We start from the raw sequence: 21380 nt of genomic DNA on the forward strand, positions 1-21380 counted from the left end.
CGCCTGTGCCGCCTTCAATGACCACCCGCTCCCGCCGCCGCGGCCGAACTGGAGCGATCCGGTTTCGTCACCCAGATCAGCGGGATGATCAATACGAAGATCACTGCCGACAGCCAGAAGATATCGTTCAGTCCGAGCATGGCCGCCTGGGCATTTATCGAACGTTCGAAGAACGCCATCGCTTGGGCGTGACTGCCGCCCAAAGTATTTTGCAGCGCATCCAGCGCGGCCGTGTAAGTCGGATTATTCACGCTCGTCTGCTCGGCCAGTTGCGAGTGATGCAGGATCGTCCGGTCGTTCCATCCCGTCGAGGCCAGCGACGTGCCCACCGCGCCGGCGAACACCCGCGCGAAGTTCGACAGGCCCGCCGCGGCCGGAATCCGGTCGGGCCCGAGGCCGGACAGAATGATGGCGGTCAGCGGCACGAAGAAGAGCGCCATCGGGATACCTTGCAACAGCGTCGGCAAAACCAGCGTCCACGTATCCACACCGGTGGTGTAGTTCGAGCGCATGAAGAATACGCCGGCGAAACCGACGAAAGCCAGCGTCGCCAGCACCCGCGCATCGGACTTCGGCATGATCTTCGCCATGACCGGCGCGAGAATGACGGCGAAGATGCCAAGCGGCGCGGTGGCCAGACCCGCATCGACGGAACGGTAGTTCAGATACTCCTGCATCCACTGCGGCAACAGCACGAGGTTGGAGAAAAACACCGCGTACGCCACCGAAATCGCGATCGTGCCGCCGAGGAAATTGCGTTTGCCGAACAAGCGCAAATCGACGATCGGATTCTTTTCCGTCAACTCCCAGATCACGAAGAACGCGAAGCTGATCGCCGCGAACACCGTCAGGGCGATGATGACCGGCGAGTTGAACCAGTCGAGATCCTTGCCCTTGTCGAGCATGATCTGCAACGAGCCGACCCATGCGATCAGCGAGAGCAAGCCGACCTTGTCGATCGGCAAGCGCTTCGTCGGGGTTTCGCGGGTGCGGTAGATCGCCCACGTCACGCCGGCTGCGAAGAGGCCCACCGGAATGTTGATGTAGAAGATCCATGACCACGAGTAGCTGTCGGTAATCCAGCCGCCGAGCGCCGGGCCGGCAATCGGGCCGACCGTTGCGGTCATCGCCCACAAGGCGAGCGCGGTCGCGGATTTCTCTTTCGGATACGAGCCGAGAAGAATTGCTTGCGAGAGCGGGATCAACGGACCCGCCACCGCGCCTTGCAGAACCCGCGCGGCGAGCAGTACCGGCAGATTCGGCGCGATTCCGCACAGCCACGACGACAGCACGAACAACAGGATCGCCCAGACGAACAGCTTGATCTGCCCGACACGCTGCACGAGCCAGCCGGTCAACGGAATCGCGATGGCGTTGGCGGCGGCGAACAGCGTGATCACCCACGTGCCCTCGTCCACCGAGACGCCGAGATTGCCGGCGATCGTCGGAATCGCCACGTTCGCGATCGATGAGTCCAGCACGTTCATAAACGTGGCGAGCGCCACGGCAAGCGTCGCCAGCACCAGCTTGCCGCCGGTCAGTGGCGGCAGCGTGGCGGGCTGCGTCGATCCATTCATTTCATCACCTGTCGAGGAAGGCAAAACTATCTGACTTATCAGTTAAATGCGCGAAACAACGGCGCTCGGTGGTCGCAGGTTCAACCGGCCTTGCGCGCGGTGTTTTTCTGCGTGGGGCTCGCGGCCATTTCGTGCTTCGCCGGCATGTTCTGCTCGATGATCCGGGCGATCTCCGCGTCGGCTTCGTCGCCATATTGCGCGAATACGTCGGTGTGATACGAGGTGTTGGTCGCCGCGCCGAGTTGAGCGCCCGTTTCCTCGTGCGTGTCCACTTCGACATCCATCGACAGGCCAATGCGCAGCGGGTGCGCGTTCAGTTCATTCTGATCGAGCAGGATCCGCGCAGGCAGACGCTGCACGACCTTGATCCAGTTGCCGGTGGCGTTCTGCGCGGGCAGCGTGGCGAAGGCCGCGCCCGTGCCCGCCGAAAAGCCTTCGACCCGGCCGTGATACTTGACGCTGGAACCGTACACGTCCGCGGTGAGCGTGACGGGTTGGCCGATGCGCATGTGCCTCAGTTGGCCTTCCTTGAAGTTCGCGTCGACCCACACGCCGTCGAGCGGCACGATCGCCATCAACGGAGTGCCCGGTGCGACGCGTTGGCCGACCTGCACCGAACGGCGCGCGACGTAGCCGGTCACGGGCGCGGGCAAGGTGTTGCGCGCGTAGCTCAGATAGGCGTCGCGCACTTTCGAGGCCGCGGCCTGCACGTTCGGGTGCTGTTCGATCGAAGTGCGGTCGGTCAGCGCATGGTTGGCCTCGGCCTGCTGACGCGCGGCGTCGAGCGCGGCCTGCGCGGAGCTGACGGCATCGCGGGCATGGGCGATGTCCTCGCCGGACACCGCGCCTGTTTCGGCCACCGCCTGACGGCGCTTCAAGTCGTCGTTGGCGCGGGCCAGATCCGACTGACGTTGCGCGACGGTTGCCGCGTAGAAATCGTTGTTCACATACAGGCCGCTCACCTGGCGCACGGTCTGGCCGAGCGTCGCTTCCGCATTCGACAGCGCGACCTTCGCGTCGGCGTTATCCAGGGTGACGATCGGCGCGCCCTGCTTGACGATCTGCGTGTCGTCGGCGTTGACCGCGACCACCGTGCCGCTCACTTGGGGCGTCAGTTGCACGAGGTTGCCGCTCACGTAGGCGTCGTCGGTGGACTGGTAGTAGCGGCCGCTCGTGTAGTAATACGCGCCGTAGCCCGCGCCAGCCAGCACGACCGTGGCGGCCAGCAAGGAAAGCAGCAGTTTGCGCTTCGTGGGAGCCTGCGCTTGCACGGGTTGATCCGCTTCCGCCGCCGTGCGGCTGGTTTTGATGGTGTCGCTCATGATGTGGGTCCTGACAGATTGGCAAGGTGTCGCGATAGCGCTTTAACGCGCGGCGGCGACGACGGGATTGGCGGAAGCGGCTGGAACCGCGGCACCGCTGCTGGCGACTGAAGCCGCGCTATCGACATAACCGCCGCCGAGCGCCGCGGCCAGCGCGATCTGCTGATCGCGCCGGTTCATCTTCAGATTCGCGACCTGCTGGTCGGCGGCGAGCGCCGTGGTGTCGGCGTTCAGCACCGTCAGCTGATTCGTGAGGCCGGCCTTGTACTGCACGAGCGCCAACTGATCGGCGCCACGGGCGGCTTGCTGGGCGGCTTGCGCGTCGGCGAGCTGCTCGTCCGTCGAACGGATTTGCGCGAGTTGCGTCGCCACTTCGGACAAGGCGGCGACCAGCGTCTGGTTATACGTGGCGACGGCGTAGTCGAAATCGGCATAACGCCCTTTCAATTGCGCGCGCAATTGACCGCCGTCGAAAATCGGCAAATGAATCGCGGGGCCGACCGACGCCGTGCGGCTCGCCGCCGTCAGAAAACGGCCGAAACCGAACGCGTCGAGACCGATCGCGGCGCTCAGGTTGATGTCGGGATAAAACTCGGCCTTGGCTTCCTTGACGTCGTGCGTGAGTGCGTCGACGCGCCATTTCGCCGCGACCAGGTCCGGGCGGCGGCTCACCAGATCGGCAGGCAGGTTGTCGGGCAGACGCACTTCGTCGCCCACGCCGAGTGTCGGACGCGCGATGGCGAGACCGCGGTCCGGCCCGGCGCCGAGCAAGGCGGCCAACTGATAACGCGTCGTGACGATGCTGCCGTCGATCGCAGCCAGCGTCGCGCGGCTGGTGGCGAGATTCGCCTGCGCGGTCTTGCGTTCCACTTGCGTGTCGAGGCCCGTTGCAATGCGCCCGGCGGTAATGCGGTCGATCTGTTCGCGCTGCGTGATTTCCTCCTGCGCGATGTCACGCAACGTATAGAGCCGTGCGAGCTGGTTGTAGTCGCGGGCCGTGGCCGAGGTGAGGGACAGCTTGACGACTTCCTCGTCGGCCTCGGTCGCCTGCAACTGCGACAGCGACGCTTTCAGCGCTTCACGATTTTTGCCCCACAGATCGAGGTCGTAGGACGCGGACAGCAAGCCCTTGTTCTCCGTTTGCCACGAACCGCCGTACGGCGGCGGCACGAGCGCCGTGCCCGAATACTGCTGGCGCGTCAACGAATAGTCCGCGCCGACTTTCGGCAGGGTGCTCGCCTTCGCCGTGTCGCTGTACGCGGCGGCCGCGGCGACGCGAGCGCGGGCCTGCTCGACCGACGGGTTGCCCTTCAACGCTTCAGCGAGCAAGGCCTTCAGTTGCGCGTCGCCGAACTGGTCCGCCCAATCGGCGGCCGGCCAATGACCGTTGTCCTGCGGAATGCTTTGTTGAGTCGCGTAGGTCTGCGGCTGCGCCATCTGCTTGTCGCTCGAGATACCGGCGTAATTCGCGCAGGCGGACAAAACGGCCGCGAAGATCACCGTCACGCCGGTCTTCGCGATCCGCGAGCCGGCTATCCGTGGAATTAACTGTGGTTTCATTGTCTGACTTGTCAGATATAAGGTTGAAAAAATTGCCGCGAGCGTTCGCAGCCTGTTTGGCCGGCCTCGCCTACTCTGCGAGAAACTTGTTCAGCAGACGGCGCAACTCCTCGAATTCGGCTTTCGTAAACTTCCTCAGACGGCGGTTCAGCACCACCGGCGCGATCTCCGGAAGCCGCGCGGCGATGGCCTCGCCCTCATCCGTCAGTTTCAGGTTGACGACGCGGCGATCTTCGATGCTGCGCGAGCGTTCCAGCAGTCCCTTGATTTCCAGCTTGTCGAGCATGCGCGTCATCAGGCCCGTGTCGATGCCGAGCAGCCGCGACAGTTCGAACGGCGTGGTGGCGACGCCCCGGCGCATGGACAGCAGAATGCCCATCTGCTGACTGGTGATGTCCAGATCCTTCAGCGCGGCGTCCATTTCGTTGATCAACAGGTTGCGTGCTTTGTTGATCGAGAAACCCACGCTCAGCGTCAGGCTGAAATTGTCCGGCGTGTAGTGGTTCATTCCGTGCCCCTTTGTTCAGTGCGTTTAACTTTATCTGCAAAGTCAGATATTCTCAAGGGTCGCTTCCGGCACATGACTGTTTCATTTATGTGCCCTATTCCCTCCTGCATTGGGTGCCGGGGCCAATCAAAGTGGTCACCTTGAATTAACCAAAATCGGTCATTTCACAAAGCCAGTCGAGCATTTAATCTGCTCTCACGCTAAACCATCCAGTCACTCACGGAAGGACGGAAATCATGAAGATCATGCACGTCGACGCCAGCGCCAAGCGCGAGCGGTCCAACTCCCGCGCATTGAGCCGCTATTTTCTGGAACGCCTGCGCGAAAAAGGCGCGCAGTTCGAAGTCGATTATCTGGATGTCGCGATCGACACCCCGCCGCATGTCGACGAAGCGTTCGCCATCGCCACGTATACGGCCGCGCAGGATCGCACCCCTGCCATGAAGGCGACGCTGGCCGGTTCGGATGCGTTGTGCCAACGCCTGCTCGACGCCGATGCGTTCGTCTTCGCCATGCCCATGTACAACTGGTCGATGCCCTCCGCGTTCAAGGCGTTTATCGACAGCATCACGCGTGCGGGCCTGACCTATGTGAGTGCGCACGACGGCCGCGCGGTCGGTCAGCTTTCACGTCAGAAGGTGCTCTTCATTACGAGCCGCGGCGCGGATTTGCGCGCGGGTTCGCCTTGTGAAGGTATGGATGCGCTCACGCCTTCGCTGAAGGCTGCGTTCGGCTTCCTCGGCGTGGCCGATCCGACCTTTGTCGATGCCCAGCCGTTGCAGTTTGCCGATCCTGACGCGCGCGCTGAAGCGCTTCAGCGCGCGCGTGCTGAACTGGACGCGGTGGCGTCGAGCTGGGCGTCGTCTTCAGCGGAATCGAGCAATGAAACCTTTAACGCTTTGTCGGGAGTCACAGCATGAAAATCCGCACATTGATCGCGGCGGCCACGTTCGCCAGCTTCTCCATTCTCGGGACTGCGCACTGCGCATTCGCCGCTGAAGCTAGTGCGCCGCACGAAACAATCACGCCCGCGTTCACCGAGGCGATCGCCAACGTGCCGGGCAAGACGATGACGGCGCTCGTCGTCGACTATGCGCCCGGCGGCAAGTCGACGCCGCATCGGCACGGCCAGGCTTTCGTGGTCGGTTACGTGCTGTCGGGGGCGATCCGCAGCCGCGTGAATAACGGCGAAGAACGCGTCTACCATGCCGGCGAACACTGGACCGAGAAGCCCGGCGTGCATCACACCGTGAGCGAAAACGCCAGTGATACCGAACCCGCCAGGTTACTGGCGATTTTCGTGGCTGATACGAAAGACAAGAACCTGGTTACGTTTGATAAGAAGTAAAACTGCGACGAGGTGAACGTGTGATCGGCGAGCGGACTAGCGCGGGAGTTCTTACGCCCAGGTTGTCTGCTTGCCCGACTTCCCGGCGTCGCTTAAAACGCGCCTAGAACTTCGGATGGCATTCGAAACTCATCGACGACCCATGCTCCGTCAGTCCTTGCACGCCGCTGACGGTTTCCGTCGTCACGCTGGTCTGCATGCCGCGGCGCTCGCAGTAGTCGCGCGCCTCGCTCATTGCGTGCTCATGCGCGCGGGCCCAGGCGAGGCGTCCGCCTGTCGCGCTGGCCGCGACTGTATATGTATTGGCTTTGCTGGTGGCGACCACGTCGCTTGAACTGGCGCAGCCTACGAGGCTCGCGCACGCGGCCATAGCCGCGATAAAGGCACGCGCCCGTCCCGACAGTGCTTTTCGCGCCGTGAGATCGCCGGGTGCGTCGCCCCGTTCGGGTATGCGGCCTGAGACAGTGTTGAACATGTATCACCTGCACATTTTTGCGGATTCACCAATCGTGAAATTATCCGCAATCACGCGCAAGAGATCAGCCTCACCACCCGAAAACACTGTTGCGTGCGTCCGAACAATCCCCGCCCGGCCCGCGCGAACGGCGCGGCACGGACGTTGCTGACGGGTTTCGTATGAGCGCATCGCGGCTCGCTTCACGGAGTGTGCAGACATGCCCGATCAACGACCTGTTCCACCGAGACCCGCCCTGCCGACCGACGCGCGCGGCATGATCGGCAACATGAAGACCACGGCGCTCGTCTCGCTGCGCGGCTCGATCGACTTCATGTGCTTTCCGCGCATCGACTCGCCGGCGATTTTTGCCGGCCTGCTCGAACCGTCGCGCGGCGGCGCTTTCTCGATCGAACCCACGTTCGAAGGCGCCAACGTCAAGCAGATGTATCTGCCCGACACCAATGTCCTGCTGACCCGTTTCATGACGCCCGAGGGCGTGTGCGAACTGATGGACTTCATGCCCGTGCCCGAGGACGGCAGCGGCGCCGATGCCGCCGCGCCGCTGCCCAACTGCGTGATCCGCGTCGTGCGGGTCGTGCATGGGCGCATGGCGTTCAGGATGCGTTGCGAGCCGCGCTTCGACTATGCACGCGGCAAACACACGGCTCACGTCGATAAGAACGGCGCCGTGGAATTTCGCGCCGCCGCCAACGCTGGCATTAAAGGCGGCACGCAATTGCGCCTGAACAGCGCCTTGCCGCTTACGCTCGACCACGGCGCCGCGCACGCGGAATTCGAGCTGAGCCATGGCGAGACGGCCAGCTTTGTTTTCGGCGATGCCGAAGGCTTGCGCGAAAAGTCGTTCGATTGCGAAGCGGCGTTGACCGATACGATCCGCTACTGGCGAAACTGGTCGGCGCAATCCACATATCGCGGCCGCTATCGCGAGGTCGTGATGCGCTCGGCGCTGACCTTGAAGCTGCTGAGTTCCAGCGAGCATGGCGCGATCGTCGCCGCGCCGACCTTCGGGCTCCCCGAAGCGCTCGACGGTTCGCGCCGCTGGGACTACCGCTTCACGTGAATCCGCGACGCCGCGTTCTCCGTGTACGCGCTGCTGCGCCTCGGCTATACCGGCGAAGCGCGGCATTTCATGACATGGATCGCCGGACGCAGCCGGCAATGCGATTCGGACGGCTCGCTGAACGTCATGTACACCATCGACGGCAAGGAGCCGCCGGAAGAAACCGAAATCACGGCGCTGTCGAACGAGAACGGCGTGGCGGGCGTGCCGCTCGTCGGCAACGCCGCGCGCGACCAGGTCCAGCTCGATGTGTACGGCGCGCTGCTCGACGCGATCTATCTGTACAACAAGTACGGCGCCGCGATCTCGCACGACGGCTGGCGCGACGTCACGCGCACGGTCGACTATGTCGTCGAACACTGGCGCGAACCGGACCACGGCATCTGGGAGTTTCGCAACGGTCTGCGGCCTCTGCTCCATTCGCGGCTGATGTGCTGGGTCACGGTGGACCGCGCGCTACGTCTGGCGGAAAAGCGTTCTCTGCCTGCGCCGTTCAAACGCTGGTTCGACACGCGCGACGCAATCCACGCCGATATCCACGAGCACTTCTGGAACGAAGACCTGAACGCGTTCGTGCAGACGCCGGATTCGCAACGGCTCGATGCGTCCGCGTTGATGATGCCGCTCGTGCGCTTCATCGGCCCGACCGATCCCCGCTGGCTCGGCACGCTCGACGCGATCGGCAGCGAACTGAAAGTGGATCCGCTGATCTTCCGCTACACGCGCGGCACGACACTCGACGGTTTGCCCGGCATCGAAGGCGGCTTCAGCGCCTGTTCGTTCTGGTATGCGGAAGCGTTGGCACGAGCCGGACGCGTCGACGAAGGCCGCCTCGTGTTCGAGAAAATGCTCGCGTACGCGAATCACGTCGGCCTGTTTTCCGAGGAAGTGGCCACCAGCGGCGAAGCGCTCGGCAATTTTCCGCAGGCGCTGACGCATCTCGCGCTGATCAGCGCGGCGTATCAGCTCGACCGCAATCTCGACAAGGTTCACATTCCGTGGACCTGAACAGGCCGCATCGCTTGCACAGCTGACGGCGCAAAAATCTTCCGGAATCGGTTTTCAGCGTCTAGTCTGTAACGACATCATTTAAACCAGCCGGACGCTAAACCGGAGGAGACATCGATGGATCTCGAAGCACGCACCATGAAACGCGTAACGGTTCGGCTCGTGCCGTTCCTGATCCTGTGTTATTTCATTGCCTATCTCGACCGCGTCAACGTCGGCTTTGCTGCACTGCAGATGAACAAGGCGCTCGGCCTGTCCGCGAGTGCTTTCGGTTTCGGCGCCGGGATTTTCTTCATCGCGTATTTTTTCTTCGAAGTCCCATCTAATCTGCTGCTGGAGAAATTCGGCGCGCGCCGCTGGATCGCGCGAATCATGTTCACGTGGGGCGTTCTCGCGGGCGCGATGGCGTATATCCCAGATATTGCGCGCTTCACAGGACTCTCCGCCGCGCACGTGTTTTACGGCCTGCGGATTCTGCTCGGCGTGGCCGAGGCCGGCTTTTTTCCGGGCATCATCTTCCTGCTCACGCTGTGGTTTCCCGCTGCGTATCGCGGTCGCGTAGTCGGCTATTTCATGGCGGCGATTCCGCTGTCCACAGTGATCGGCGGCCCGATTTCGGGCGCTTTGCTGTCGATGGACGGCTTCGCCGGACTGGCCGGCTGGCAGTGGGTCTATCTGATCGAGGCCGCGCCCGCGCTGGTGCTCGCATTCGTCGTGCTCTCCTACCTCACCGACAAGCCCGCCGATGCCACCTGGCTCGCCGCCGACGAACGCGGCTGGCTGGTCGCGCGCCAGGCGCAGGAGCGTGCGCATCGCGAAGCGGTGCACACGTTCAGCGTGAAAGAGGCGCTTTTCAATCCGCGTGTGCTCGCGGTCGCGCTGATCTATTTCGGTGCGAATGCAACCAACTACGGGCTGAGTTTCTTCCTGCCGCAAATCGTCAAATCGTTCGGGCTCACCAATCTGCAGACGGGTTTCGTGACGTCGCTGCCGTATATCGTCGGCGTAATCAGCATGGTGTTCTGGGGACGGCATTCGGACCGCAAGCTCGAACGCAAACGCCATGTGGCGATTGCGCTGCTGGTGGCGGCAGGCGGCATAGCGGCGGCGGCCGGGCTCGACAATCCGGTGCAGAAGATGATCGCGCTGTCGATCGCGGGGTTCGGCATCTTCGGCTGCCTGCCGGTGATCTGGACCTTGCCGGCCTCGTTCCTGTCGGGCGCGGCGGCGGCGGGCGGCATCGCCGCGGTCAATTCCCTGGGCAATCTGGCGGGTTTCTTCGGACCGTATGCGATGGGCTGGATCAAGGACAGCACCGGCGGCTTCGGCGCGGGTTTGCTGTGTCTGGCGGGCGCGGGGCTGGTCGGGGTGGCGGCGGTGCTGTTGCTGCATCACGATGCTTCGCTTGAGGCATCGGCGGGGGTTTCGGATCGGGAGGTGGCGGGGACAGGCGAGGCGGCTCGGTCGTAGCGGCGCTGGCTGGGTGCGGGCGAAGCGAAGCGCGTCAGGTTACCGTGATGATGAAGCGTGGCGTGAGGGCGGCCGCGCCGGTGAAAAACAATGTGCGGCCCAGGCGCATCTGTGGAATGCGCCGCGCGAGTTCAGCCACACCATCGAAAAGCGCTGCCTCGGCTCAGCCGCGCGGCGCAACACCGCTCAAGGCGACCCGCGCCCGCCCGCCGACGTCTCCGGCAACGCGTTGGCCGGACTGCCGGCGTCCGGCGGCACCACATCGTCCGGCGTGGGCGTCGGCGCCAGTGCCGGTTCGCCGCCACCGCGCGCTTCACCGTCGACCGCCCCGCTCGCCGCCAGCGGCGCTGAACCCGGCGCGGGCAGCATCGGCGCCGGCAGCATCGGCGGCTGCGGCAAGGCGCGCGGCTCGGCCACCGCGGTCGACGCCGGCTGCGCAACCGCCGGTTGTTCCGGCACGGCAGCCGGCGGCCGACGCGTCGTCCCGCGCTGCACAACCGGCGCCTCCGGCTTGACCGGCGATCCCGCGAATAGATTCTGGAACCAATCGCGCAATCTGCCCGAGCGTTCGGCGAACCAGCCCGGCTCCTGGTCGGTGGCGAATTTGACGCGGCTGTCGACCAGCCTCGAACGCTGCGCGCGCTGGAAGAAATCGCCGACGATCGGCAGCGCGCTGTGCGCCCCCTGCCCCCAATAGTCGCTGCGCAAGGTCACGCGGCTGTCGTTGAAGCCGACCCACGCGCCCGCCACGAGCTGCGGATGAATCAGGATGAACCAGCCGTCCGCGTTGCCCTGCGTCGTACCCGTCTTGCCCGCGACGTCGCCGCGCACGCCGAAGCGGCTGCGAATGCTCGACCCCGTGCCGCGGTTCACCACGTCGCGCATGACGTCGATCAGCACGCGGTCGGTGTCGGCGGGCAGCTCCTGTTTCGGCGACACCGGCGCGAATTCGGCCAGCACCTCGCCTTTGCGGTTCTCGATGCGCGTCACCATCACCGGCTCGACGTAGCCACCGAGGTTGGCGATCGTGCCGTAAGCCGAAACCATTTCCTTCAGCGTGACGGGGCTCGTGCCGAGCGCGAGCGACGGCACCGGATCCAGTTCGCTGTCGCGCACGCCCATTGCGCGAGCGAGGCGCGCGACCTTGTTCGGCCCGACCGTCTCCATCACTTGTGCGGTGATGCGGTTGCGCGAGTACGCAAGGCCGTCGCGCAGGCTGATCTTGCGCTCGCTCGGCTCGTCCTCGTCGCTCGGACGCCAGATTTCGCCGCCTGCCAGTGGAATTTCCACCGGCTTGTCGACAAAGGTATCGGCGGGCCTGGCGCCCGACTCGAAGGCCGCCGCGTACACGAACGGCTTGAAGGTCGAGCCCGGCTGGCGCCGCGCCTGCTGGACATGGTCGAACGGATCCTGGCTGAAGTCGCGGCTGCCCACCCAAGCGCGGATCTGGCCGTTGCGCGGGTCCATCGCGAGAAAATCGGCCTGCACGCGCGTCTTGGACTCGCATACCGATTTCACGAGATCGCGGTCCGACGAGACGCGCTTGAGCGCGGCGTCATCGGAGAGGCCGGTGTCTTTGGCGGCGCAGTAGTCAGGCGTTTCGCGCAGGAAGGTCTGCAGCAGATCGCGGCCGTTCGAGCAGCCCGCGCGGGTGCCCCACGCCGCATTGGCGATGCCCTGCAACTGGTTGCCCTGCAAGGTCACGGCCTGAGTCGCCATGGTCTGCAGACGCGAATCGATGGTGGTGCGCACCACCAGCCCGTCGGCATACATGTTGTAGTCGTTCCGGTCCGCCCACGACGCCAGCCACTTGCGCAGCTGCTGCGCGAAGTGCGGCGCCGGTCCAGGCGGCTCGGTCTGGCGCTCGAAATCGATGCGCAGCGACCGGCGGCTCAACGTCGCATAGGCGGCCGGCGTCAGTTTTCCGTACTTGACCAACTGGCCGAGCACCGTATTGCGACGCTGCAGCGCCCGTTCCGGGTTCAGCACCGGGTTGTAGTAGCTGTTGCCCTTGAGCATGCCAGTGAGCGTTGCGCTTTCCAGCACATTCAGATCGGAAGCCGATTTGTCGAAATAGGTGCGCGCAGCCATCTCGATGCCATAGGCGTTGTAGAGGAACGGCACCGTGTTCAGATACGTCTCGAGAATCTCGTCCTTGCTATAAAGCGCCTCGATCTTGAAGGCCGTGATCGCTTCCTTCAGCTTGCGCGTAAGGGTCGGCGCGCGGCCGATTTCGTCAGGATAGAGATTGCGGGCGAGTTGTTGCGTGATAGTCGAGCCGCCCTGCCGGTCGCCGGAAAACGTATGCAGCGCGGCCGAAGCCGTGCGCCGCCAGTCCAGGCCCCAATGCTGGTAGAAGCGGTGATCTTCGGTGGCGATCAGCGCATTCACCACGTTCGGCGAGATGTCCTTGAGCTTGACCCACTCGCGGTTGGACGGCTTGAATTCGGCCAGCAGCTTGCCGTCCGCCGACAGGATCTGCGCCGGCTGCTCGATCTTGGCCTTGCGGATATCGCCGATGCCCGGTGTGAACGGAATCAGGATCAGCACGTACAGCACCAACAGCAGCGGAAGCGCCGCGCAAGCCTTCAGCACGCCACGGCGCGTAGGATGGCGCAGGTGCCACAGCGCCTGGGCGATGAGCGGGTTGGCGAGGGTCAGCCCTTTATCGAGGGCCGCCAGAAATGAGGGGATGAGGCGCTTCACACTAGCCAATCGTCGGACGGGAAAGGCGCAATCCTACCAAGTTGCGCGGCGGCGGCCGATTTTTTGCCCGCGGCGCGGAGCCGGCGTGCCGCCGGAAGCCAAACCGCCGCGGCGCGTTCGCAACCATCGCGGCCCAGTACGTGGCCCACTATAATGTCGCCAATTCCGACAAGAGGTGCTTCATGATCATCAAACCGCGCGTGCGTGGCTTCATCTGCGTTTCCACCCATCCGACCGGCTGCGAAGCCAACGTCCGCGAACAGATCGACTACGTCAAGGCACGCGGCCCCATCGCCAACGGCCCGAAGAAGGTGCTCGTGATCGGCGCATCCACGGGCTACGGCCTCGCCGCCCGCATCAGCGCGGCGTTCGGCTCGGACGCCGCCACGCTCGGCGTGTTCTTCGAGCGCGCCGGCAGCGAAACCAAGGCCGGCACGGCCGGCTGGTACAACACCGCGGCCTTCGAGAAATTCGCCACGGAGAAAGGCCTCTACGCGACCAGCATTAACGGCGACGCGTTCTCCGACGAAGTCAAAGCGCGCACCATCGAAGTCATCAAGCGCGATCTGGGTCAGGTCGACCTGGTCGTCTACAGCCTCGCCGCGCCCAAGCGCACGCATCCGAAGAGCGGCGAAGTGTTCAGCTCGACCTTGAAACCGGTCGGCAAGGCTGTGAATCTGCGCGGCATCGACACGGACAAGGAAGTGATCAAGGAAACCGTGCTCGAACCCGCCACCCAGAAAGAAATCGACGACACCGTCGCGGTGATGGGCGGCGAAGACTGGCAGATGTGGATCGACGCCCTGCTCGAAGCCGGCGTGCTCGCCGACGGCGCGAAGACCACGGCGTTCACCTATCTCGGCGAGAAGATCACTCACGACATTTACTGGAACGGCTCGATCGGCGCGGCCAAGAAGGACCTTGACCAGAAAGTGCTGGGCATTCGCGAGAAGCTGGCGGCCAAGGGCGGCGACGCGCGCGTCTCGGTGCTGAAAGCGGTCGTCACGCAAGCGAGTTCAGCGATTCCGATGATGCCGCTGTATCTGTCGCTGCTCTTCAAGGTCATGAAGGAGAAAGGCACGCACGAAGGCTGCATCGAGCAGGTCTACGGCCTGTACAAGGACAGCCTGTACGGCGCGGCGCCGCACATCGACGAAGAAGGCCGTCTGCGCGCGGACTACAAGGAGCTCGACCCCGAAGTGCAGAACCGCGTGCAGGAACTGTGGACGCAGGTGACCAACGACAATATCTACGAACTCACCGACTTCAGCGGCTACAAGACGGATTTCCTGCGTCTGTTCGGCTTCGAGATCGCGGGCGTGGATTACGAAGCGGACGTCAATCCGGACGTGCAGATTCCGAAGCTCGTGCAGGTTTGACGAAGCGCGGGGCCTTGGGTGGCCCCGCTTCGGGCTTGCGCCCGTTATACCGCTTTGCCGCCGTCCACTTTTCTCGACTGCGCCACGTAGCCGTCCACCGCGCGCATCACGCGCACTTCCAGCGCGGCGGCGTCACGCTCGTCGCGCTCGCCCGCCTGATCGACCATGCCGCGCACGATCGCCAGCAGATCGCGCGCGACGCGGTCCACATCGTCCAATTCGGGCACCTGCGTCTTTTCCGTCAGCGCACTGACCAGCGCCGCGTGGATCGTGTCGGCGATGCGCTGATTGCGCTCCTCCACCGGCAAGCGGCGCTCCTCCATATCGATGATGCGCGCCAGCACCGGCCTGCGCATCTGATGCGCGACGGACGCGCGCACCATCGCTTGCACGCAGTCACGCGAGTTCTCCAGTAAGGACGCCGCCTCGACGTCCGCCACCAGTTGCGCGGTTTCGCGTTCGATCAACGCCACGGTCAACGCGTCGCGATTCGGAAAGTATTGATAGAGCGAGCCGATGCTAACGCCGGCCCGCTCGGCAACCGCATTGGTCGTGTAGCCCTCGAGTCCGCGCGTCTCCAGAATGCGAGCCGCCGCTTCGAGCACGGTCTCGACGGTTTGCGCCGAACGCCGCTGAAGCGGCGCTTTACGGGGCTTCAGACGCTGCGTGGAAGCGGATTTGGCCATGTAGGAAATGCGAGTTTTAAATCTGAGTGTTCGCTCGTATTGGCTACGCGAAGAACGACGAGCGCGGCGTGCTGACGGTGGACTAAACGCGCCCACCGCGCCCCTTACGCGGTCGCGACCGACCTCAGCAGGGAAACGCCGCCTGAAGCGAACGGAGAATCGCAAGGCCGATCGGAAAATCGTCCGACAGGCCCGGGTGGTTGGTGAAGAACGTGTCGAGCAACGGATAGACGTTCTGGTTGCCGATGGCCAGATTTGGCGGCGGACAGAAGAGTGCCGGCTTCTTCTTCGACACCAGTTCGCCGTTCGCCCAGCCGAACGCGTTGATCGTGCCGGTGATGTACGCGGCGTAGATCGAGTTGTTATCGGCATGCGCCCATTGTTTGTACTGCGCGGCCGTCATCTCGGCGCTGGCATTCAGAGTGAAACACGCGGCCAGCAACGCCAGCGCAACTTTCGATACCCGCATCGTGGAACCTTCAATCGATGTCGCAAAAGTGGCCATTGTAGGCGAGTCAAGGCGCGCCGCGCAGCAGTGTGTGCGTGGGCTGGAATCCGTAAGCATCGCGTACGGACTGTTGTAAGCCGCGTGGATGTTTGTGCAAGCGTTACGGCGTACCGTTGCGGCAATACATCCGGTAGCCTTCGCGCGCGGCGAGACGCGCCATATACGCGTCAACCGCCGGCAAATCGCCATGTTGCAGCGGCGTTTCCAGCCAGCGGTTGATGGACAGCGCGAGCGGAATGTCCGCGAGCGAAAACGCGTCTCCGACGATGAACGCGCCGGTCTTTTGCAACTGGTCTTCGATCATGGCCATATGCCTCGCCCAGTTGGCGCACGACTGCTCGATCTGCGACGGATCCTGGTGTGCCGGAGAATGCCGGACCAGCGCTAGGAAGGCGTAACTCCAGGAACGGTTCAACTCGCTCGCCTGCCAGTCGATCCATTGATCGCAGCGGGCGCGCTCGCACGGATCGACCGGATATAACCACTCGCCGTGATAGCGGCCGGCCAGATAGCGGATGATCGGGTTCGACTCCCACAGCACGAACTCGCCGTCCTTGATGACGGGGACCATTGCATTGGGGTTCAGCGCGAGGAATTCCGGCACGTTGGTCGCGCGAAATCCGGAGCCCCAGTTTTCCTGTTCGAATGGAAGCGCGAGCTCTGCACAGGTCCACAAGACTTTGCGGACATTGATGGACGAGGTCTTGCCGAGTATTTTTAGCATGGGTTCAAAGCGTATCGATGGCTCGATGGAACTGACAGGCACAGTTTGCGCCGTGCGCACCAGGCCAACGCCGCTCAGTGCGACGCGACGAAAATCGACCCCGGCGCGGGCGGCGGCACGGCGAAGGATTTGCGCATCCGCTCCGCCTCTTCGACCGGACTGCGGCCGAACAGGCGCTTGAATTCGCGGCTGAATTGCGAGGCGCTTTCATAGCCCACCTGCACGCACGCGTGCCCCGCCGTCACCTCGTTTCTCACCATCAGCAGGCGCGCCTGATGAAGCCGCGTCGACTTCAGATATTGCATCGGCGACGTACGCGTCACCGCCTTGAAGTGCGAGTGGAAGCTGGGCACGCTCATGTTCGCTTCCAGCGCCAGCTGCCCGATGTCGAGTGGTTCGCGATAACACGCGTGAATCTTGCGGATCACCTTGGCGATCCGGGCGAACTGGCCTTGCGCGGTTAGCGCGGCGCGCATCGATCCGCCCTGCTCGCCGGTCAGCACGTGGAAGTAGATTTCACGCACCAGCGCTGGGCCTAGCAGCTCCGCTTCCAACGGCACGCTCATCGCTTCCAGAAAGCGCAACACGGTAGCGCTCAGCTTCGCGTCGAGGGGCGTCGACATCATGCCGCGCGGTTCGGCCGGCACGCCCGCGTCCCGCTCGTCGAGTTGCAGCATCAGATCGGCGGCCAGCTTGAAGTCGAGGCGGAAATAAATGGCGAGCAAGGGCTCGGCCTCGCTAGCTTCGGTTTCCATCGAGAACGGCACTGGCACTGAGACCGCCAGATAGTGCTGCGCGTCGTACACATAGACCGTCTCGCCGAGAAAGCCCCGCTTGCGTCCCTGGCAGACGATCACCACGCCCGGGTCGTACAGCACCGGCGTGCGGCTCAGCGGCCGGTTCGAACGCAGAAAGCGCACGTCGGGCAGCACGGTGAGGTTGTAGCCTTCCAGCGGCGCGAGATTTTCGAGCAAGGCCACCATGCGTTGCCGCGCGCCCGAATCCTGATGCTTGGGCTTCATTGTGGGCCCTGTCGAGATAGCTAAGCAGATTGCACTGTGCCACCGCCGTGCCGGAAAATCCATCCGTTCATAGGATTAGGCAATCAATGCAGACGACCCGGCATTCGCGCCCGGCCCTGCCGCTTCTATCATTCAGTCCTGGGCTGTTTCCGTCGATGCCATGCGTTTTCACCCGAAAGCGCCATGTGACGACGGACTAAATCAAGGAGTGGATCACCATGAGCAAAACGTTTCTGATCACCGGCGTCAGTTCCGGCTTCGGCCGCGCATTCGCGCAGGCGGCGCTCGACGCGGGCCATACCGTCGTCGGCACGGTGCGCAATGAGGCGGCGCGCGATGCGTTCACGGCGTTGGCGGCCGAACGGGCGCACGCGGTCGTGCTCGACGTCACGGATTTCGAGGCCATCGCGCCCGCCGTCGCCGCGATCACCCAAACGGTCGGCCCGATCGACGTCCTCGTCAACAATGCAGGCTACGGCCATGAAGGCACGTTGGAGGAATCGCCGCTCGACGACCTGCGCCGTCAATTCGACGTCAACGTGTTCGGCGCAGTCGCGATGATCAAGTCCGTGCTGCCCGCCATGCGCGAGCGGCGCTCGGGCCACATCGTCAACATCACGTCGATGGGCGGCTTCATCACGATGCCCGGCATTGCGTACTACTGCGGCAGCAAGTTCGCGCTCGAAGGCATCACCGACGCGCTCGCCAAAGAAGTAGCGGGCTTCGGCATCAAGGTCACGGCCGTCGCCCCCGGCTCGTTCCGCACGGATTGGGCCGGCCGCTCGATGGTCCGCGCGGGCCGCAGCATCGCCGACTATGACGCCCTGTTCGACCCGATCCGCGAGGCACGCGAGGCGAAGAGCGGCAAGCAGGCAGGCGATCCGCGCAAAGCGGCGCAGGCGCTGCTGGAAATCGTCGCGGCAAACAATCCGCCGGTCCATCTGCTGCTCGGCAACGATGCGCTCGACCTGGTGAAAACGAAGCTGGCGGCGCTCAACGAAGAGATCGAACAGTGGGAAACGCTGTCACGCTCGACTGACTTCGCCTGAAACAAAAGAAATTCAATCGAGCTTGCGAAATTGCGACGCGAGCGCGAGTTTTGTCCAGTTTTACAAAAAGAGAAAGCCGTGTCATGATTTGATCAAATCCCACAATACAAAAAATCCAGCTTTTCCGAAACAGGCGGCTCAGCGCGCTCCGTTGTCGAAAGCGCCTCGTGCCGCTGTCATCCACCGACTGGAGTCAACCTTGCAAAGCGACCTGCGCGGCGATCTGCGCGAATTCCTGGAACATCATCGGATTCATGAAGTGGAGTGCGTGATACCGGACATGACCGGCGTCGCGCGCGGCAAGATCGTGCCGAAGAACCTGTTTCTTTCGGAAGGCAAGATGCATATGTCAAATGCGCTGCTGATGATCACCGTCAACGGCGAATTCGCGAATTTCGAGCGCTTTGTCGGGCCGAGCGATCCCGACATGGTCTGCATTCCCGATCCGAACACCGTGCGGCTGGTGCCGTGGGCGATCGAACAGGTTGCTGTGGTGATTCACGATTGCGTCGGCCTGGACGGCAAGCCGATCGGCATCTCGCCGCGCGCGGTGTTGCGTCGTGTGCTGCGGCTTTACGAAGAGCGAGGCTGGCGCCCGGTGGTGGCGCCGGAGATGGAGTTCTACCTGATCGCGCAGAACAAGAATCCCCATGAACCGCTGCGCCCGCCGCTCGGCCGCGCGGGGCGCCACGAAGCGGGCCGCCAGTCGTTTTCGATCGACGCAGTCAACGAATTCGATCCGTTCTTCCAGGACTTGTCGCGCTTCTGCGAAATGACCCAGCTCGGCGTCGAAACGCTCGTGCACGAAGTCGGCGCCGGGCAAATGGAGATCAACTTTTCGCACGGCGACGCGCTCGATCTCGCCGACCGCGTTTTCCTGTTCAAGCGCGCGGTGCGCGAAACGGCCTTCCGTCACGGCATTTTCGCCACCTTCATGGCCAAGCCGATGGAGCACGAACCGGGCAGCGCGATGCATATTCATCAAAGCATCGTCGATCGGGAAAGCGGGCAGAACGTTTTTTCGCTGCCGGACGGCTCGGCGAGCCCGCTGTTTTTCAACTATATCGGCGGTTTGCAGAAATACATGCCGCAAGCCATGCCCATGTTCGCGCCGTACGTGAACTCCTACCGGCGCCTGTCGCGCTTCACGGCCGCACCGATCAACGTGCGCTGGGGTTACGACAACCGCACCTGCGGAATCCGCGTGCCGAACTCCGGGCCGGACGGGCGCCGGCTCGAAAACCGCGTGCCGGGCGTCGACGTGAACCCGTATCTCGCCATGGCGGCCACCCTCGCCTGCGGTTATCTCGGCATGGTGGAACAGCAGGAAGCGTCGGCGCCGATGATCGAAAGCGCCTACGACCTCGAATACGAGTTGCCGCGCGGTCTCGAAGACGCGCTCAAGGCGCTGTCGAAATGCAGCGAACTCGCCGAGGTGCTCGGCGACAGCTTCGTGCAGGCGTACTGCGCGGTGAAGGAAAAGGAATTCGAAACCTTCTCGCAAGGCATTACCGCGTGGGAACGCGAGCATCTGCAACTGCTCGTCTGAGCGCGGAACATGGAACACGGCCGATAACCCGATTGGAGAGCATGCAATTGCCTTTGGATACCCGTCACGGCATCAACTGGGCGCGCGCACAGGCGCTTGTCGAGCGTGAACGCCGCGCGTTCGTCGAGGCCATGCCGAAGTCGCGCGCGCTGTCCGAACGGGCGGCGCGCCACCTGCTGTTCGGCGTGCCGCTGCACTGGATGAACGACTGGTCGACGCCCTTCTCGCTCTATGTCGACGAAGCACGCGGCGCCGCGTTCACCGACGTGGACGGCCACCGCTACGCCGACTTCTGCCTCGGTGACACCGGCGCGATGTTCGGCCATTCGCCGGCGCCGGTCGCACGGGCGCTCGCCGCGCAGGCGCAACGCGGCCTCACGACCATGCTGCCGGGCGAAGACGCCGCGTGGGTCGGCGAAGAACTCGCGCGCCGCTTCGGGCTGCCGTACTGGCAGTTCGCGATGAGCGCGAGCGACGCCAACCGCTTCGCGCTGCGCTGGGCGCGCGCGGCGACTGGGCGCAAGCAGATCGTGATTTTCAACGGCTGTTATCACGGCACCGTGGACGACGTCTTCGTCGATCTGGTCGATGGCCGGCCGCAACAGCGCGACAGCCTGATCGGCCAGGTGCACGACCTGCTCGGCAGCACGCGCGTGATCGAATTCAACGACCTCGCCGCGCTGGAACACGCGCTGAAAGATGGCGACGTGGCCTGCGTGCTCGCCGAACCCGCGATGACCAACATCGGCATGGTATTGCCCGAACCGGACTACTGGCGCGAGGCGCAAGCGCTGATGCGCCGCTACGGCACGCTGCTCGCCATCGACGAAACGCACACTATCAGTTGCGGCCCCCGCGGCTATACGAAGGCGCACGGGCTCGAACCCGATCTGTTCGTACTCGGCAAACCGGTCGGCGGCGGCTTTCCGTGCGCCGTGTACGGCTTTAGCGCTGAACTCGCCGCGCGTGCGCAACAGGCCAAGCGCAGTGCGCCGCCGGGACACTCCGGCATCGGCACGACGCTCACCGCGAACATGCTCGCCATGAGCGCGATCCGCGCCACGCTGGCCGAGGTGATGACCGACGCGGCCTACGCGCATATGTTCGCGCTGGCCGGACGTATCGAGAGTGGACTGCGGGACGCGATTGCGCGGCACGGCCTCGCGTGGTGCGTGACGCGAGTCGGCGCGCGCAACGAATTCCAGTTCATGCCGACGCCGCCGCGCAACGGCAGCGAAGCCGGACGCCAGCTCGATCCGGAGCTGGAACTCGTCTTGCACCTTTACTTGCTGAATCGTGGCGTGTTGATCACGCCGTTTCACAACATGATCCTGGTCTGCCCGGACACGTCGGTGGAAGACGTCGACAAGCTGGTCGCCGCGTTTGACGCCTGTCTTGGCGAACTGATCTGAGTTGTGCCGACGCA

At 63.8% G+C, this 21380-nt stretch carries 17 protein-coding genes and 1 pseudogene; 8 read left to right on the forward strand and 10 right to left on the reverse strand.

Annotated features, from left to right (window positions below; translation table 11 throughout):
* Positions 1-14: 14 nt before the first annotated feature.
* The 4 genes from B0G75_RS16075 to B0G75_RS16090 all read right to left on the reverse strand — a co-directional run bounded on the left by B0G75_RS16075 (position 15) and on the right by B0G75_RS16090 (position 4967).
* Complete coding sequence (locus B0G75_RS16075) at positions 15-1577, reverse strand: DHA2 family efflux MFS transporter permease subunit (RefSeq protein ID WP_106307186.1); 1563 nt, start codon at positions 1575-1577, stop codon at positions 15-17.
* An 80-nt stretch (positions 1578-1657) separates the two neighbouring features.
* On the reverse strand, positions 1658-2899 hold the full coding sequence (locus tag B0G75_RS16080; protein ID WP_106307189.1) for an HlyD family efflux transporter periplasmic adaptor subunit: 1242 nt from the start codon (positions 2897-2899) through the stop codon (positions 1658-1660).
* Between the two features lie 42 nt (positions 2900-2941).
* Entirely contained in the window at positions 2942-4459 is a 1518-nt protein-coding gene (locus tag B0G75_RS16085; RefSeq protein ID WP_106307192.1) for an efflux transporter outer membrane subunit, read from the reverse strand.
* Between the two features lie 70 nt (positions 4460-4529).
* Complete coding sequence (locus tag B0G75_RS16090) at positions 4530-4967, reverse strand: MarR family winged helix-turn-helix transcriptional regulator (protein ID WP_106307195.1); 438 nt, start codon at positions 4965-4967, stop codon at positions 4530-4532.
* Between the two features lie 236 nt (positions 4968-5203).
* Here B0G75_RS16090 and B0G75_RS16095 point away from each other — a divergent pair, with 236 nt between their 5' ends.
* Entirely contained in the window at positions 5204-5887 is a 684-nt protein-coding gene (locus tag B0G75_RS16095) for an FMN-dependent NADH-azoreductase (protein ID WP_106307198.1), read from the forward strand.
* Positions 5884-6315 (forward strand): cupin domain-containing protein, encoded by a 432-nt coding sequence (locus B0G75_RS16100; protein ID WP_106307201.1) that lies wholly within the window; start codon positions 5884-5886, stop codon positions 6313-6315. Before B0G75_RS16095 ends, B0G75_RS16100 begins: the two co-directional genes overlap by 4 nt.
* A 103-nt stretch (positions 6316-6418) precedes the next feature.
* On the opposite strand, the gene B0G75_RS16105 is transcribed toward B0G75_RS16100, so the two are convergent.
* Positions 6419-6790, reverse strand: a complete 372-nt coding sequence (locus tag B0G75_RS16105) for a hypothetical protein (protein WP_106307205.1) — start codon at positions 6788-6790, stop codon at positions 6419-6421.
* Positions 6791-6989: 199 nt separating this feature from the next.
* On the opposite strand from B0G75_RS16105, the pseudogene B0G75_RS16110 reads away from it, so the two are divergent.
* Both B0G75_RS16110 and B0G75_RS16115 read left to right on the forward strand, forming a co-directional pair.
* A pseudogene (locus B0G75_RS16110) lies at positions 6990-8861 on the forward strand (glycoside hydrolase family 15 protein).
* A 117-nt stretch (positions 8862-8978) separates the two neighbouring features.
* Positions 8979-10331: an MFS transporter gene (locus tag B0G75_RS16115; protein ID WP_106307208.1), complete on the forward strand. Its 1353-nt coding sequence runs from the start codon at positions 8979-8981 to the stop codon at positions 10329-10331.
* A 186-nt stretch (positions 10332-10517) separates the two neighbouring features.
* On the opposite strand, the gene B0G75_RS16120 is transcribed toward B0G75_RS16115, so the two are convergent.
* Positions 10518-13037: a penicillin-binding protein 1A gene (locus tag B0G75_RS16120; RefSeq protein WP_106307211.1), complete on the reverse strand. Its 2520-nt coding sequence runs from the start codon at positions 13035-13037 to the stop codon at positions 10518-10520.
* A gap of 182 nt (positions 13038-13219) precedes the next feature.
* Here B0G75_RS16120 and fabV point away from each other — a divergent pair, with 182 nt between their 5' ends.
* A complete protein-coding gene (fabV, locus tag B0G75_RS16125; RefSeq protein ID WP_012433018.1) occupies positions 13220-14416 on the forward strand; it encodes an enoyl-ACP reductase FabV in 1197 nt (398 codons plus the stop codon).
* A gap of 44 nt (positions 14417-14460) precedes the next feature.
* Here the strand turns inward: fabV and B0G75_RS16130 are convergent, their stop codons facing one another.
* The 4 genes from B0G75_RS16130 to B0G75_RS16145 form a co-directional block, all read right to left on the reverse strand.
* A complete protein-coding gene (locus tag B0G75_RS16130) occupies positions 14461-15102 on the reverse strand; it encodes a TetR/AcrR family transcriptional regulator (protein ID WP_106307214.1) in 642 nt (213 codons plus the stop codon).
* Between the two features lie 124 nt (positions 15103-15226).
* Positions 15227-15571 (reverse strand): hypothetical protein, encoded by a 345-nt coding sequence (locus B0G75_RS16135; protein ID WP_012433016.1) that lies wholly within the window; start codon positions 15569-15571, stop codon positions 15227-15229.
* Positions 15572-15710: 139 nt separating this feature from the next.
* Positions 15711-16334, reverse strand: coding sequence for a glutathione S-transferase family protein (locus tag B0G75_RS16140; RefSeq protein WP_106307217.1), 624 nt, complete (start codon positions 16332-16334; stop codon positions 15711-15713).
* A 74-nt stretch (positions 16335-16408) separates the two neighbouring features.
* Positions 16409-17356 (reverse strand): AraC family transcriptional regulator, encoded by a 948-nt coding sequence (locus B0G75_RS16145; RefSeq protein WP_106307220.1) that lies wholly within the window; start codon positions 17354-17356, stop codon positions 16409-16411.
* Positions 17357-17574: 218 nt separating this feature from the next.
* Here B0G75_RS16145 and B0G75_RS16150 point away from each other — a divergent pair, with 218 nt between their 5' ends.
* The 3 genes from B0G75_RS16150 to B0G75_RS16160 all read left to right on the forward strand — a co-directional run bounded on the left by B0G75_RS16150 (position 17575) and on the right by B0G75_RS16160 (position 21366).
* Positions 17575-18405, forward strand: a complete 831-nt coding sequence (locus B0G75_RS16150; RefSeq protein WP_106307223.1) for an oxidoreductase — start codon at positions 17575-17577, stop codon at positions 18403-18405.
* Positions 18406-18616: 211 nt separating this feature from the next.
* Positions 18617-19954 carry a glutamine synthetase family protein gene (locus B0G75_RS16155; RefSeq protein ID WP_106308015.1) on the forward strand — a complete coding sequence of 446 codons (1338 nt, stop codon included), beginning with the start codon at positions 18617-18619 and terminating at the stop codon, positions 19952-19954.
* Positions 19955-20007: 53 nt separating this feature from the next.
* Positions 20008-21366 (forward strand): aspartate aminotransferase family protein, encoded by a 1359-nt coding sequence (locus B0G75_RS16160; protein ID WP_106308017.1) that lies wholly within the window; start codon positions 20008-20010, stop codon positions 21364-21366.
* Positions 21367-21380 lie beyond the last annotated feature (14 nt).

The organism is Paraburkholderia sp. BL18I3N2 (genome assembly GCF_003001875.1).
GTDB lineage: Bacteria > Pseudomonadota > Gammaproteobacteria > Burkholderiales > Burkholderiaceae > Paraburkholderia > Paraburkholderia phytofirmans.